This is a genomic window from Caballeronia sp. A2-2 (assembly GCF_057612605.2).
In genome coordinates, this window is sequence record NZ_CM173618.1 from 861,543 (window position 1) to 875,278 (window position 13,736).

Below are 13,736 nucleotides of genomic sequence, written 5' to 3' on the forward strand. Positions count from 1 at the left end.
GTGAGGTCATTCTCGAAGTATGGATATGGTGTTTAAGCCGCCTTCGGGCGGCTTTTTTTATCCAACGCACTTGGCAAAGGCATGCGCGCTCGCTCCGCAAGAAGTTCTTGGGAGAAGAGAATGAGAGAAGGGTTTGTGTCGAGTGCGGCGAAGGCTACGCCTGTAGTGGGCGGCAACTTCTGGCTGTGGGTGAGTAATCACGACATCAACTGGTGGGTGGCGGTGGCGACGCTCGCCTACGTCGGCGCGAGCTTCGTGTTCGCCTGGCGAAAGGACCGGCGCGACCAACGCGCGCGCGAACACGAGTCGGCTCACGTCTGATTCGATTGAATGGAAATCGAGCCCCGTCTGTCACTGGCAGTCGGGGCTTTGCTGTTTCTGGAGACTGCTGATGGCTAACTTAGCGAGGCGCACGCTCGCGGGCGGGGTAGGCGCCGCGACTGCCACGATCCTGTATTGCATCGTGCCTCGATTCGAAGGTGCCGTCCACCGTGGCTATCTCGATCCTGCCTGCATTGCTACGAAGTGCAGCGGCGACACGCACGATGTCGTCGTCGGGCAGCAGTACAGCCAGGCCGAGTGCTGGGCTTCGTTGAATCAACAACTGCTTGCGCACGCCGACGATGTGCTCGGGTGCACGCCCGATCTGAAAGGCCGCCCGAATCAGCTCGCGGCCGCCGTGAGCTTCGCCTACAACATTGGCGGTGAGGCCTACTGCAAAAGCACGACTGCGAAGCGCTTCAACGCGCACGACTGGCGGGGCGCATGTCGGGCGATAAACGAATCCGACGATGGACGGGCGCAGTGGGTGACATCGCACGGACGCGTGTTGCCAGGGCTCGTGAGGCGTCGCGCCGAAGAACGTGCGCTGTGTGAGCGAGATCTGTGAATTGGGCGTCGATAATGGTATGCCGATATCGGCAAGCATATGAGTCATTGAAGCTGCCTTTGGGGCGGCTTTTTGCTTTGTGCGGCCTAGGTCGACGGACCGAACGCAGCGTGATGCCTCCTAGCGCGGCTGGCCGCACTCCTCAATTTAGGAGGTTGGGGAGTGATATGAACTTCATCGGTAGCTTGATGGATTTTGTTGTGGTCGAGAATGGCGCGCCGCGAACGGACTCACGAAAGGTGGCAGAGCGTTTCGGCAAGCGTCATCGCGACGTGTTGATCTGACTGAAGGAACCGGCGACGGCTATGCGCGTTACGCGGTTGCGGGATGGATGGCGGCATAGACGTTTGGCCTTTGGTTTGAAGAGCACCGCGGGCACCTGCTCGAAAAGATTGAGGCATGCGTGCACCTTAACAAAGCCGATCATGTGATGAATTTCTAAATGCTGCGTCGTTCCGACGGGGGAAGCCGCACAATGCCGATGGCGACTGATATGTAGCGTCGCCCGGGCCGGGCGGACGTGACGGTGCACATGATTGCCATGCCCAAGTATTCGTGAATTACCTTACCGTTACAATTGCGTCATGGAACGGCGGCTGCGTGCAAGCGCTAGCGCTATTTTTCTGTCCCAAGCGTCGACTAGCGCATACCAAGGAAATGAGGACAGCTGTTCCGTTAAAGGGCTATTAGTTGGTGATCTGCAACCTCCAGCCAATCATGGCGCAAAAAAATTCTCCGTATCTTCTTCGCAGCAGATGTTTTTTGCTCCAGCCAAACGTTTACGTTCGTTACTATTTGTTGCAAAATCATGAATATTGTTACGTGTGCGTGGTCTCCTGCATAGCGCGGATGTTCTAGAAACTCACGACATTTAATGACGATCATGCTGGAATCAAACTCCGACCTCAGGTCGATTCACGATCTAAACTTGTCTTTTTTGAGGTTGGTCAAGCGCGTCTTGCTGTCGAATTGCGACGCTACCCAACAACCTTTTGGCATATCACCGGAAATCGCAGAAATTTTGGTAAATCTTTCACCCACTCAAGCCGGCCGTCTCGCCTCATCATCGCAGTTGCTTTTACGCTTACGGCCACAGGCGGATGCTTTTGTTCCAAGTTTAGCTTGCGAAAGCAAGATGGAGTCGAGCTCCGCCTTTACTTCCGACGACGCTCTTTTTGAGATTGAGTTTTGAATGCGAAGAAGCCTGGGAGGCTTATTGATCAAGCAACAGAGATACTGCGAGCCGTTGAACTGATAAAGTTGGGGGCTCGCATGCAAGTGCTTGATACGGAGTTTTCTGCTCTTTCGCGTGAGCGCCTCAGCCGTCTTTATCGGGAAGTGAAGAGCGCCTCACCGCCAAAAGGCATGCTGCCGTTCTCAATTGAGTGGTATTTAACGTGGCGGCCGAATCTCCACGTTTCAATGTTCGCAAATGTGTATGATTGCCTTGAAAGACACAACCAGAGCTTAGATCGCGTTGATTTATTAACTCGCGCATACAAATTATACGTGGAACACTTCCAAATGGAAGGAATGCCTCTGGAGATGGATTTAACGCGCGCTTGGACCTTTCTGCGTTTCAAGGATGCCGACGTTTTGCGTTTGAGAGCCTGTGTTCGATGCCATGGCCGATTCGTTGTTCATACGCATGACGTTGCGCATGGTTTGATGTGCGGACTTTGTCGACCACCATCACGAGCGGGAATGACGAGCAAGTATCGGATGGAAGAGAGCGGGTATAGAAAATGACCGTTGCTCACAAGCAATCTGCTCAACATAGCTAAATCGGAATATCACTGCGGGAAAGTTAGCTAAATCGCAGTGAGGCGACAAACACTCTGCTTAACGCTTCCGCTCCCAGATTCAAAAGTTGTCTAAATCCCAGTGCATTGGCGTGAGCTTCATGTGGAATACGTTGATAACGTGATCTAAGAGAGAGATTAACCTTGAAGCACTTTGTTTTTACAGTATAAATTAAAATTATTGCTGCATTTGCATTTTTCGCTCTAATCTTGATTGCAAATGGTTCGTTTGGTTCGTTTGAAGTGTATAGGCTGAATTCGAATATACGTAGCGCGTACACCACCAATACGTTACCGACTGGCGAGATTTCCGACATTCGTGCTGGACAACTTGACATACGGTTTCGTCTAAGGAACATGCTGATTTGGCGCGATCGGGCTAAAAAGAATATTGCAATCAACGAAATTTGTGCTGATCAGAAACAGATCGAAAACGCATGGAAGGCGTATTATCCGAGCGGCATTGCTAGCGAGGAGGAGCGTGAGCTCGCTGAAAAGATCAAAAGCAACCTTCCATCCTTTCTCTCGGAAGTTGATGAGGCGATTGCCGCCTTATCCGCAGAAAATTACGAAGCGGTACAGTTTTGCTCGAGGACGGTTCACCCAACGCAAATGCATTGGTCGATGCTACCTTCCAGATTGCTGGGTTAAAGTCCCAACAAGCAAAGAAATTTGTTTCAGACAGCGAGGTCGCCTATAGAACAACGCTGTGTATTGCAATTTGCCTGACGGCTGCCGGAGCCATCCTTGGGATAGCCGTATCTAGAATTTGTTTCGCGCGATCTCGAATCCGCTGGATGAGGCGGTCAATGTCGCCGACCGCATAGCGTGCGGTCAATTGGAAAATGAGATTGTTGCGAACTCGCGCGGCGAGTTCGGTCAGGTCCTCGGTGCGCTCGATAAGATGGACCGGCAACTTAGCGAAACGGTACGAGACATCAAGACTTCTACGGAATCCGTTACTGCCACCTCCCGCGAAATCGCAAGCGGCAACGCCCACTTGTCTGCGCGTACAGAAGAGCAGGCGGCGTCGCTGGAGGAAACCGCATCCAGCATGACTCAACTGACTGAAATAGTGAAGCAGAATGCAGACAACGCTCGCGAGGCCAACACGCTGGCAACCCGTGCCGTAAACGTGGCCGACACGGGGAACGACGCGGTGCAGGGCATGGTCGGCACCATCGAGAACATCAGCAGTAGCTCCAGCAAGATTTCTGAGATCACAGGCACAATCGAAGGTATCGCGTTTCAGACTAACATCCTAGCGCTTAACGCTTGTATGGACCCGACGCGTTTTGCAAGCTTTCTTTTGTGACGTAAAACGGTCTGCAAACATGTATCCGGCTTGCTTGGTGGGCCTATCGACATGCCCGCAGCCTTGATGAGATCCGCGCGCCCCGTCCTTGGCAGCTGCTCGGCCTTTTTTATCGGCCGGCATTAAGTACAGGATCGTGGGGCGCTGGTCTAACCGGTTTTGTCATCACAATCAGGAAGCTTAGCAAACCCGTGATGGTTATTTCGCTATCGCTAACATGGGCTCTTCATAGTGTTCAGTGCCTTCATGCATCGGCCAGTGCAACAGGTTTGTATGTGGCGTCGGTGCTCAAAAGTACTTGAATGATGCGTGCATTCTTGTTGGCGAGTGCAACGCAGGCTCGGTTATAGCCTCGACGCGCAATCAACTCCTGCAGCCAACGGCTGCGGGCGTCGAGTTTGCCAGACACACGTATCAGGACAGATCTGGCTCCGTGAATTAACGTAAGCGGCCGGCCAACCCATCTTGACGAGCGAGTTTAGGCGACAGCCGAGAGTGGCTGCCAGCGATGCGGCAGCAGCGAGTCGATGTCGTTGGCCTTGTGGGTCGGCAAGCGCGTCAGCACGTCCTTCAGATAGGCGAGAGGCTCGATCCCGTTCAGTTGTGCCGAGCGGACCAAGCTCATGATTGCGGCCGCGCGCTGACCCGCACGCAGTGATCCGGCGAACAGCCAATTGGACCGGCCGACTGCCCAAGGACGGATCTGGTTTTCGACCCAGTTATTGTCGATCGGCACGTTCCCGTCGTCGAGATAGCGCGTAAGCGCATCCCAACGTTTCAGGCTGTAGTCCAGCGTCTTTGCAATCGCCGAGCCTTCCGCAACGAGTTTGCGCTGCGTCACCAGCCACTCATGGAGGGCATCACAAACCGGCCTGGCCCGGCGCTGACGAAGCCGCTGCCGTTCGTCAGCATCCAGTGCCGCGGCCTCGCGTTCGATGTCGTAGAGCGCGGCAAAGAACGGCAGGGCTTGCCCCGCAACCTGGCTGCTGTGGTTGGCATGCAGTTCGAAGAACTTGCGTCGGGCATGGGCCGCGCATCCGATCTCAGTGATCCCGTGCTGGAACGATGCCTTGTATCCGCTGTAGTCATCGCATACCAGCTTGCCGTGCCAGCCCTTCAGGAACGTGCGAGCGTGAGCACCGGCGCGGCTATCGGCGAAGTCGTAGACCACCGCGCGCAGTTCGCTGAACTGAGTTGACGTATATGCCCACAGGTACGCCCGGTGTGTCTTGCCCTTGCCGGGGCTGAGCATCTGCACCGGCGTCTCGTCCACGTGCAGCACGTCGTGCTGCAGGATGGCCTGGCGCAGTGCGTCGACCAGCGGCTGCAACTGCACGCCACACCGGCCCACCCAGGCACCCAGCGTGGATCTTGGGATGGCCAGTCCTGCACGACCAAAGATCTGTTCCTGGCGATACAGGGGCAAGTGGTCGCCGTACTTGGCGACCAGCACCTGCGCGAGCAACCCGGCAGTGGGCACGCCCTTGTCGATCACATGCGGCGGAACCGGCGCCTGGATCAGCGTCTCGCAGGCCTTGCACACCCACTTGCCCCGGATGTGCCGTTCCACCGTGAACACACCCGGCGTGTAGTCCAGCTTCTCGCTCACGTCCTCGCCGATGCGGATGCGTTCGTCACCACACTGGCACGTTGTGCTGTCCGGTTCGTGATGGATGTCCGTGCGCGGCAGTTGCGGCGGCAGCGGTGCACGTTTCGGCTGCTCGCGTTGCCGTTCAACTCGTGTCGGCTCAAGTTGCTCGAGCTCCATCTCGATGGCAACCAGGTCGCCATCGATCGCCTCGTCGAGCAGGTTCATCTGCTCGCTGTTGAGCCGTTCGCTGCGCCGGCCGAACTGCTGGCGCTTGAGGATCGAGACCTCGTGGGTGAGTTGATCGATCCGGGTCTGACGGAAGCGTAGTTCCCGGTCTCGTTCACTCGCTTCCCGCTCCTTCTCCCTGACCTCGGCAATCAGTTGCGCGGCAAGGGCGCGCAACTGTTCCGGGTTGAGTGCGTCGAGGTCCGCGAGGTTCATGCAGGCCAGTCTGCCAGAACCCTGCCGACGGAGGAAGCGCGACTGTTTACCTCCCCGCCGGATTTAGACGATGCGGATCACGCCATCCTCGCCGATGCGTTGCCAGGGCAAGCCCAGCACCAGGCCGGCCAGTTGTTCGTGCGTCAAGACACGCTGCTTCGGTTCGCTGCCGATTTGCGGCCACGCGAACTGCCCTTGATTCAGGCGTCGCGCGGCCAGCCAGATGCCGATCCCGTCGTGAATCAGGACCTTCATGCGGTTGGCGCGCCGATTGGCGAACAGATAGGCATGGTGTGGGTGCGCGGCGCCGAACACCTTGACCACACGCGCCAGGGCCGTGTCGAAACCGGCACGCATGTCCAGTGGATCGACCGCCAGCCAGATCTCGTCGACACGAATCACCGCAGCCACTCGCGGAGCCAGACGGCACACTGGGTTGCCGCGGATACCGGCCAACTCACCGTGATCGACTGATCTCTTCGGCGTATCTCAATGCGGATCTCCGGCGAATGCGGACTCGGCGCTCCCAATGCCACCGGCACAAAGGCCGGCAGCGACGGGGTCGTGGCCGGCGGACGACCCAGCGGTCTCTTGGGAAGTCGGCCTTCGGCCTGATCGATCCAGCGCCGCAGCAAATTCGCGTTGAGCCTGTGTTCCAGAGCGACTGCCGCAACCGATACGCCGATTCCCTGGCAGGCCGCTACTACCTGCGCCTTGAACTCCTCGCTATAGCGTTGTCGACGACGACGCTCGGGGAGTGATTCCGATTCGATAGTGTTCACGTGTCCGCTTATTCGTGAACTGACCCCACGAAGTTGGACACCTTTTTGGGGTGTTTTGTGAAATACAGTGAAAAGAGAAAGCTGTCAGCAACGAAAGATTATTGCGCTGGCCATGATGGCCTGAAAAGGGTTGCTGAGCGCCACGGCGTGGATGTCTCGTCGCTTCGCAGGTGGATCGCGGCATATCAGGCGCAGGGCGAAGAAGGCCTGCAAAAAAGAACGAGCTGCGCGCGCTACAGCGTGGAGTTCAAGCGTGCGGTTGTGAGACGGATGCGGAAAGAAGGTCTTTCATTCCGTCAGGTCGCAGCGCTCTCGAACGTTCGCAATTTCAATATCATTGGGGTGTGGGAGCAGCAGTATGATGACGGCAGTTTGGCCACGGGACGTTCGCGGCCTGCAATTTCCACCGTCAGAATGCCGAAGACACCGATATCGAAAAAGAAGCCGGTTGCGGATACGGACCGCAGCCGCGAGGATCTGCTCGCCGAAGTGAAGCAGCTTCGCATGGAGAACGAATATCTAAAAAAGCTCGACGCCTTGGTTCAAGCGAATGCGAAAGCCGCGCGGCAGAAAAAGCGCAAATCGTGCTTGAGCTAAGGCAGCGTTACCCGCTCGCAGACCTCCTTAGAGTGGCCGGGCTGGCCCGCAGCACTTTCTATTACCAGCAGAAGGTACTGCAGGCCGGAGACAAATATGCGAGCTTGAAGGAACGCATCCGTGCACTCTTTGATCAGCACAAGGGCCGCTATGGGTATCGCCGGATCACGGCTGCCATTCGGCGCCAGGGCGACAGAATCAACCACAAGACGATACAGCGTCTTATGGGCGAGCTGTCCCTGAAGTCGTGCATCCGACCAAAGAAGTACAAGTCGTTCAAAGGGAACGTCGGCAAGATAGCTCCCAATGTCCTGAAGCGAAAATTTGAAGCATCACGCCCCAACAAGAAGTGGGTGACGGATGTTACCGAGTTTAACGTCGGGGGCCAGAAGCTCTATCTTTCTCCGGTCCTCGACCTCTTCAACGGCGAAATCATTGCATACGAGATGGCACGACGCCCGCTATTCGATATGGTCAACACGATGCTGAACAAGGCCTTCGCGAAACTGGGGCCACGCCACAGGCCGATCCTGCATTCGGATCAGGGCTGGCAGTACCAGATGCCTGTCTATAGCCGTCGCCTCAAACAGCAAAAAGTCCGACAGAGTATGTCGCGCAAAGGAAATTGCCTCGATAACGCTACGATGGAGAGCTTCTTCGGAACGCTCAAGTCGGAGTTTTTCTACCTGAACAAGTTTCGCAACCTTGACGAGCTGCAAGCCGGCATCGAAGACTACATCCACTATTACAACCATGATCGAATCAAGCTAAGATTACACGGGCTGAGCCCAGTCCAATACAGAATGAAATATAAGCAGCACTAACGTCAACGTGTCCAACATTCCGGGGTCAGTTCATCGTTAGGTGGACACGATACTCCCAAGCGCCTCGACCAAACTCAAGACGGATTGGCTGGCCGCTTACGAATTAACAGTGTCCGTAGATACTTGTCTCCTCTTTTACTGATGCCGTAGAGTTGCGATTTCCCGCCGGACGAGTGCTGCCTGGGCACCAGACCAAGCTACGCCGCAAGATGACGGCCATTCCGGAAGCCGTCAGCGCGGCCAACAGCGGCGACAATTGCCGTCGCTGTAATTGGGCCGATTCCCGGGACGGCGGCGATCTTCTGGCACAGAGCCGAGCGATTCATGAACGAGCGAATCCAGCCTTCTGCCACGGCTATTTCCTCTTCCAGAACGAGCAAATGCTGTACAAGCGCCAAGATCAGGGACTGGCAGAAGCGGGTGAGCTCCCCCTCACTCTGTACAAGAATCTCGGGTATCGCTCTCCTGAAGGCTGCTGGAGACTGCGCTATTGCGATGCCGCGCTCGCCCAGAAGACCCCTTGCCTGGTTAATAATCGCCGTTCGTTGCTGGACTAGAAGTTCGCGCACGCGGTGCGCTGCCTGCATGTCCTGTTGTTCAACCGACTTCACGGCAACAAAGTTCATCGACGGCCGGGATGCGGCCTCGACAATAGCTTCGGCGTCGTTGCGGTCATTCTTGTTCGTTTTAACGAAAGGCGAAACGTAGTGGGGGCTGATGAGGCGCACATCGATACCTGCTTCCTGGAAACGCCGCGCCCAGTGATGGGCAGAACCACAGGCTTCCATCGCGATCGTCTGAGGACACAAGGCCCGCACGGTTTCAACCAAAGCCGCTCGTGAAACCTTATTGCGATACACCGCCGGCCGCGCACATCGGCGCCGTGGAGTTGAAAGACGCGCTTGGCGAGGTCAATGCCGAGAAGATCGATTTCCATGGTGTGCCTCCACATCGGTTCGTGCGAACGAGATGCTCAGTTTTCCTCTGGAAGGTGCGTCGGGTCCATCTCAGTAGCTGTGGAAGCAGCTCGTGCCGGCGAACAGGGGCGCGGCTTCGCCGTTGTGGCGAGTGAGGTTCGCAGCCTCGCGCAGCGTTCGGCCTCCGCCGCAAAAGAGATTAAAGAATTGATCGGTACGTCGGTTGCGATGATTCAAGACGGCGCTAAACAAGCGACGGAAGTTGGCGCGACGATGGCCGATGTCAAACAGGCTATCAAGCAGGTGTCGGAGATCGTCGGTGAGATCGCTGTTGCATCAAACGAGCAAAGCCGGGATATCGAGCAGGTCAATCGGGCCGTCGTTGAAATGGATATTGTCACACAGCAGAATGCGGCGCTTGTCGAGCAAGCCTTAGCCGCGGCCCATTCGCTGGAAGAAGAGTCAATCAATTTAAATGACGCGGTATCCGTATTCAAGGTCGCAGATGCTGGACCGCGAGCATTTACTAGAGCGTTGCCGAACAACATCGAACGAGCTGAGGATCGAGGAACAGGGGGTGTCCGGCGAACGTCGCCTGTTCGAAATCCTACGGGCGTGATGAACGGCGTTCTCAGTAAAGTCGACAAGACGGCGTGAATGGCTGACCGTTCGGCTAACACTGGTTGGCACGCCTTCTAGATGGATTCATGCTGCTCGTCATGGGGTTTACCGCAAAGAAAGCACTCGCTGTGAAATTGGTCTTCATAAACGCGTTTAATGCGATGGCCGAGCTGCTGCGCAGTGGCCTCTGGCAGAGACGGATGGACTTATCTCGCAGGTAAAGGACGGCCGAGCATCGACGGGTGCGCGTTGCGCCGATGGCAAGCCGAGGAGCCGCGTCACGTCGCGCTGATCGCCCAGCTGGATCGGCGGATGCAGATCCAGCTTGAACTGCGATGACGTGCGAAACATCGGTCACACCACGTTCCTCATCCCTTGCGTTGAACACCTAGATGTCTGCCAACTTCATCAGGGGGCTGACGGCATACGCCGTTGGCATCGCGATCGGTGGTGCTGCACTCCACGTGTTCGACGGCAGTCAACTCGCCCGGGAGCAGGCCGCTCACGCACGCGACAACGAGACGAACACCCGAAAGCTCGCGACGCTCTCGGAGCAAACGGCGAAGGCCGCAAGCGAGGCGATCGCAACTCACAACGCAGCGGCGGCCCGTATCGCAGAGCTCGACCAGCAAATCACCGTGAGAGGACATCCCATGAAGCTGACAACGCGAAGAATCGCGCCGCTATTGCTGAGGGCACTCGTCGGTTGCGCATCGCAATCGCAAACACAGGACACGGCAATACCAAGGATCCAAGCGCCGCCGCCGGCGGCATGGGCGATGGAACCGGTCGCTACGCCGAGCTATCACCAGCGGCTGGAAGAGCTCTTTTCGCAATAATCGATGATGCTGATAACGATGCTCGGGCGAAAGCGGGTTACTTCCAGCGCTATGGCTGTGCCGTTCAGATGGATGGGATAGCCGCAGGTCGCTGTCCGATTTATAGTGACAAAACCGGTGTCAAAGAGATCTGGCGCTAAGATAATCACTCTGGAACATGTACATCCGAATGGCATCATGGTAAGTGCCTTCACTGAAGAATTCTTGCTTCAGCGTTGCTTCCCTGACAAATCTGCATTTCTCATACACGCTGATTGCAGCGTGGTTTGTCGTGTCGACAACGAGATATAGCTTTCGAAGGTTTAAGGTCGCGAACGCATAATGTATGGCTTTTCGTGTTGCTGCGGTGGCGTATCCCCTTCCTTGAGCGGAAGGAGAAATCATGATCTGAAATTCGCCGCGCCGATGAAGATGATCTAGCTCGACTAGCTCGACCAGACCGATTGAAGTTCCGTTTGAATCAATCGCAATAAACCTGCGTTCGCGTTGGTCGTGAACGTGACGTCGATAGATCTCGGTAAGTTCATCAAGGGTTTCAAATGGCTCTTCAAACCAATAGCGCATAACACTGGCATTATTGGCTAAACTGTGAGCAAAGCGAAGATCCTCTTGTTCAAGGGGGCGCAGGGTAACGCCAGGATCCTTTGTGGCATCTTCGCTCGTTTTGCTTTGCTCGCTTTGCATAAAATTTCCAATGTATCGAAGGATCTCGGGACACTAAGGATGGGCGCGCACGCCTCTTAGTTTGCGAACTCGATATGTTGCGACATGATCGTGCCTCGAAAAAGTGAAGATTGGCGGAACGAGTAGCGCCGCCTATGCCTATTTTCGCATCAAGCGATCTAGAGGGCAATTTGGGCACTGGAGGAAACCGTATCGTGCGAGTCCTGGCGCGCACGTGACGAACGCGAACCGATAAATCTGGTTGACTTCACCACTGCACACAAAAGGCCACGATAACAGCTCGACGCGCAACGCACGGCTTCGTCCTAAGTCATCGCCTGTCGGCTTCGTACCGTTGCCGCAAAACGCAAGGTTCCGCATATGAAAATCAGTTCCTTCGGCGGCAGCATAGGCAATGGAGCTCGTCGCTACGCCGAGCTATCCCCTGCGGTTGGAGTAGCTCTTTTCGAGATAATAGACGAAGCGGACGGCGGTGCTCGCGCTAAGGCCAAGTATCTTCAGCGCTACATCTGCACACTCCGGCATACGGGTATTATTGCGGGACGATCTGATTTTGCTTGCACCGTGTCGTAATAAGGCCTAATCGTCTGCGTCCGAGCTGAGCAATTAGCAGAAACCCATTAGGCCACGACGAAACAATGCCTATAAGGATCAGCACGGCACAATGATGCTCCTGCAAAGGGGCGAAGTGCCTATGCCGAAACTATTCGCAACGTTCAAGCACTTGCCATTTAGCTGTTTGTCGCGGGGGATAGCGACTTGTTCGTGCGAGATGACGATCAATATAGAATCCTTGAACTTTTCCCGAAATGCGTCGAGGATGCGCGCTCCCGAAAACTTATCCAGGTTGGTTGTGGGTTCGTCCAAGATAAGCAGGCCCGCCTTGCGTACAAACGCTCGCGCTAAGGCGATCCGTCTACGCTCACCACCCTGACCAATCGCCGCCGCGATCATTGATCTGATCGGAAAGCGACATTCTTCGAGCTGCTAATATCTCGGTAATTCCTAGGCGTTCTACCGCGTCTTCGATCGCTGCATCTGTTACGGTTGCATCTCCTAGCTTGATATTATCCAAAACAGATGCACCGAACACATAATCAACTTGCGGGACATAAAGCGCATACTTGCGCAGTTCGGTGAATGCGGTCGGTTGCGAAAAACTGATTCCGTTACCCACAATGTCGCCAGCTGCGGCAGGGATCAGCCCTGCGATGGTGCGGGCGAGCGTCGATTTGCCGACGCCGCTGGGCCCTTGGAATATCACCACATCGCCTTTGACCCATGTCTGCGTGTAGGCTTCGCCAAGCGCCCGTTCCCGCACGCTTGTACGACCCGCGGAGTTTAAGGCGATCCACTTTATCAGTGCCCATACGTCGCTCCTCGATACGATGGTCCGCCTCGCTAAGCACCGACGCGGCGAGTTCCATGCCCGCGCTCGCCCGCGTCAGGCGCTCGCTTGCCCGTGAAAGTGCCACAATAGGTTCGATCAGCTGAAAGTAGACCAACACAAGTGCGACCAGTGCGCCTATCTGCGCGCCCCCAGCTATAAAACTGCTACCGCTTGTTTCCACAAAAATGACAATGGTGAGAAGCAGCCCCGCCCAACGCGTCAATTCCAGACGAATATGTTTTTTGAGATAATGAAGGCCATTATTTTTGACAATTATCTCAAAATCAGCCAATTGTTTTCGTGCTGGCCGTAAAGAAACGCCTCCGTCCCGAAGCTTCTCACGATCTCGCTTAGCTCATGTGCGGTTGCGATATTGCGCGTTATTTCCTTATTCGCTTGTCTAAAGTGACCGGAAGAGCTCTTTCGGTTCTCACATCTAATGCAGTGAGAATGATAAATACCATTGCGAACGCGCTGATGGCGCCTGCAGTTACTACACTTATCTTTGTCGCCACGATCGAAATCGATAAAATAAGGCCTGTAAGATATGGCAATAGATCAACTGAAAGATCGGAATGATCGCGTGCGCAGTCTCACGACCCTTTAGATAAGCATGCATCAAATCGCTTATGGAGTGCCGCCAAAATGACATGTCTGGCCGCAGCATCGCCAACAACGCGGCGAGCGAAATGTCACCACCGATCCGCTCGCGCGATTGCAGCGCAAAATAGTTGCTGACTGCCGTGCACATGCCACTAGTTAATCCAATGAGGATATACGTGACCAGTAGCATCGAAAGTTGCGTTTTATCGCTTTCGATTGACACCGCCGCAGCGGCCAACACAAATGGTTGGACAACCTTCAAGACTACTGCAGCGCATGACATGCGGGTGACGAAGAATGCCGCTTTCAGTGTTTTCTTACTAAAAATCGATGTCAGCGTTCTAATATTGCGAAGTAATGTAATGTCCATGATCATCTTTTTGGCGAGACGATAGCAGCCTGGAAGATCTGCCTGAAAAGTTGCTCCAGTGCGATGGCGGA

15 protein-coding genes and 4 pseudogenes are annotated in these 13,736 nt (G+C 55.4%); 10 read left to right on the plus strand and 9 right to left on the minus strand.

All coding sequences use genetic code 11. The features are described from left to right. Positions 1–120: 120 nt before the first annotated feature. From ACZCWR_RS27570 to ACZCWR_RS27595, 6 genes and pseudogenes are all read left to right on the plus strand, one after another. A complete protein-coding gene (locus ACZCWR_RS27570; RefSeq protein WP_487304850.1) occupies positions 121–321 on the plus strand; it encodes a hypothetical protein in 201 nt (66 codons plus the stop codon). 70 nt (positions 322–391) lie between these two features. After that, positions 392–889, plus strand: coding sequence for a lysozyme (locus ACZCWR_RS27575; RefSeq protein WP_487304851.1), 498 nt, complete (start codon positions 392–394; stop codon positions 887–889). Between the two features lie 874 nt (positions 890–1,763). Continuing rightward, the gene (locus ACZCWR_RS27580) at positions 1,764–2,081 is read left to right on the plus strand and encodes a flagellar transcriptional regulator FlhD (RefSeq protein WP_487304852.1); all 318 of its coding nucleotides are present in this window, start codon (positions 1,764–1,766) and stop codon (positions 2,079–2,081) included. Then, the gene (gene flhC, locus ACZCWR_RS27585) at positions 2,078–2,638 is read left to right on the plus strand and encodes a flagellar transcriptional regulator FlhC (protein WP_487304853.1); all 561 of its coding nucleotides are present in this window, start codon (positions 2,078–2,080) and stop codon (positions 2,636–2,638) included. The genes ACZCWR_RS27580 and flhC overlap by 4 nt, the downstream gene beginning before the upstream one ends. Before the next feature lie 263 nt (positions 2,639–2,901). Further along, positions 2,902–3,342 carry an MCP four helix bundle domain-containing protein gene (locus ACZCWR_RS27590; RefSeq protein WP_487304854.1) on the plus strand — a complete coding sequence of 147 codons (441 nt, stop codon included), beginning with the start codon at positions 2,902–2,904 and terminating at the stop codon, positions 3,340–3,342. Positions 3,343–3,481: 139 nt separating this feature from the next. Then, positions 3,482–3,985: pseudogene (locus ACZCWR_RS27595) on the plus strand (methyl-accepting chemotaxis protein); the annotation flags it as partial. Positions 3,986–4,250: 265 nt separating this feature from the next. Here the strand turns inward: ACZCWR_RS27595 and ACZCWR_RS27600 are convergent. The 4 genes and pseudogenes from ACZCWR_RS27600 to tnpA all read right to left on the minus strand — a co-directional run. Beyond that, positions 4,251–4,448: pseudogene (locus ACZCWR_RS27600) on the minus strand (IS110 family transposase); the annotation flags it as partial. 36 nt (positions 4,449–4,484) lie between these two features. Next, entirely contained in the window at positions 4,485–6,038 is a 1,554-nt protein-coding gene (gene tnpC / locus ACZCWR_RS27605) for an IS66 family transposase (RefSeq protein ID WP_487304855.1), read from the minus strand. 63 nt (positions 6,039–6,101) lie between these two features. Continuing rightward, on the minus strand, positions 6,102–6,440 hold the full coding sequence (gene tnpB, locus ACZCWR_RS27610) for an IS66 family insertion sequence element accessory protein TnpB (protein ID WP_487304856.1): 339 nt from the start codon (positions 6,438–6,440) through the stop codon (positions 6,102–6,104). Further along, the gene (gene tnpA / locus ACZCWR_RS27615) at positions 6,437–6,820 is read right to left on the minus strand and encodes an IS66-like element accessory protein TnpA (protein WP_487304857.1); all 384 of its coding nucleotides are present in this window, start codon (positions 6,818–6,820) and stop codon (positions 6,437–6,439) included. The genes tnpB and tnpA overlap by 4 nt, the downstream gene beginning before the upstream one ends. A 45-nt stretch (positions 6,821–6,865) precedes the next feature. On the opposite strand from tnpA, the gene ACZCWR_RS27620 reads away from it, so the two are divergent. Next, positions 6,866–8,241, plus strand: a protein-coding gene (locus tag ACZCWR_RS27620) for an IS3 family transposase (RefSeq protein ID WP_487306170.1) whose coding sequence is annotated in 2 segments (ribosomal slippage) — positions 6,866–7,340 and positions 7,340–8,241 — 1,377 coding nt in all. Because the reading frame shifts where the segments join, the coding sequence is not laid out codon by codon here. 101 nt (positions 8,242–8,342) lie between these two features. On the opposite strand, the pseudogene ACZCWR_RS27625 reads toward ACZCWR_RS27620, so the two are convergent. Then, positions 8,343–9,178: pseudogene (locus ACZCWR_RS27625) on the minus strand (IS110 family RNA-guided transposase); the annotation flags it as partial. Between the two features lie 64 nt (positions 9,179–9,242). Here ACZCWR_RS27625 and ACZCWR_RS27630 point away from each other — a divergent pair. The 3 genes and pseudogenes from ACZCWR_RS27630 to ACZCWR_RS27640 form a co-directional block, all read left to right on the plus strand. Further along, positions 9,243–9,815 (plus strand): annotated as a pseudogene (locus tag ACZCWR_RS27630) (methyl-accepting chemotaxis protein); the annotation flags it as partial. A gap of 50 nt (positions 9,816–9,865) precedes the next feature. Further along, a complete protein-coding gene (locus ACZCWR_RS27635; protein ID WP_487304858.1) occupies positions 9,866–10,000 on the plus strand; it encodes a hypothetical protein in 135 nt (44 codons plus the stop codon). A 171-nt stretch (positions 10,001–10,171) separates the two neighbouring features. After that, positions 10,172–10,618, plus strand: a complete 447-nt coding sequence (locus ACZCWR_RS27640; RefSeq protein ID WP_487304859.1) for an Rz1 family lipoprotein — start codon at positions 10,172–10,174, stop codon at positions 10,616–10,618. A gap of 120 nt (positions 10,619–10,738) precedes the next feature. On the opposite strand, the gene speG is transcribed toward ACZCWR_RS27640, so the two are convergent. From speG to ACZCWR_RS27660, 4 genes are all read right to left on the minus strand, one after another. Continuing rightward, positions 10,739–11,302 carry a spermidine N1-acetyltransferase gene (gene speG, locus ACZCWR_RS27645; protein ID WP_487304860.1) on the minus strand — a complete coding sequence of 188 codons (564 nt, stop codon included), beginning with the start codon at positions 11,300–11,302 and terminating at the stop codon, positions 10,739–10,741. 651 nt (positions 11,303–11,953) lie between these two features. Next, positions 11,954–12,256, minus strand: coding sequence for an ATP-binding cassette domain-containing protein (locus tag ACZCWR_RS27650; protein WP_487304861.1), 303 nt, complete (start codon positions 12,254–12,256; stop codon positions 11,954–11,956). Beyond that, entirely contained in the window at positions 12,225–12,623 is a 399-nt protein-coding gene (locus tag ACZCWR_RS27655) for an ATP-binding cassette domain-containing protein (protein WP_487304862.1), read from the minus strand. Before ACZCWR_RS27655 ends, ACZCWR_RS27650 begins: the two co-directional genes overlap by 32 nt. A 568-nt stretch (positions 12,624–13,191) precedes the next feature. Further along, a complete protein-coding gene (locus ACZCWR_RS27660; RefSeq protein ID WP_487304863.1) occupies positions 13,192–13,665 on the minus strand; it encodes a hypothetical protein in 474 nt (157 codons plus the stop codon). Positions 13,666–13,736 lie beyond the last annotated feature (71 nt).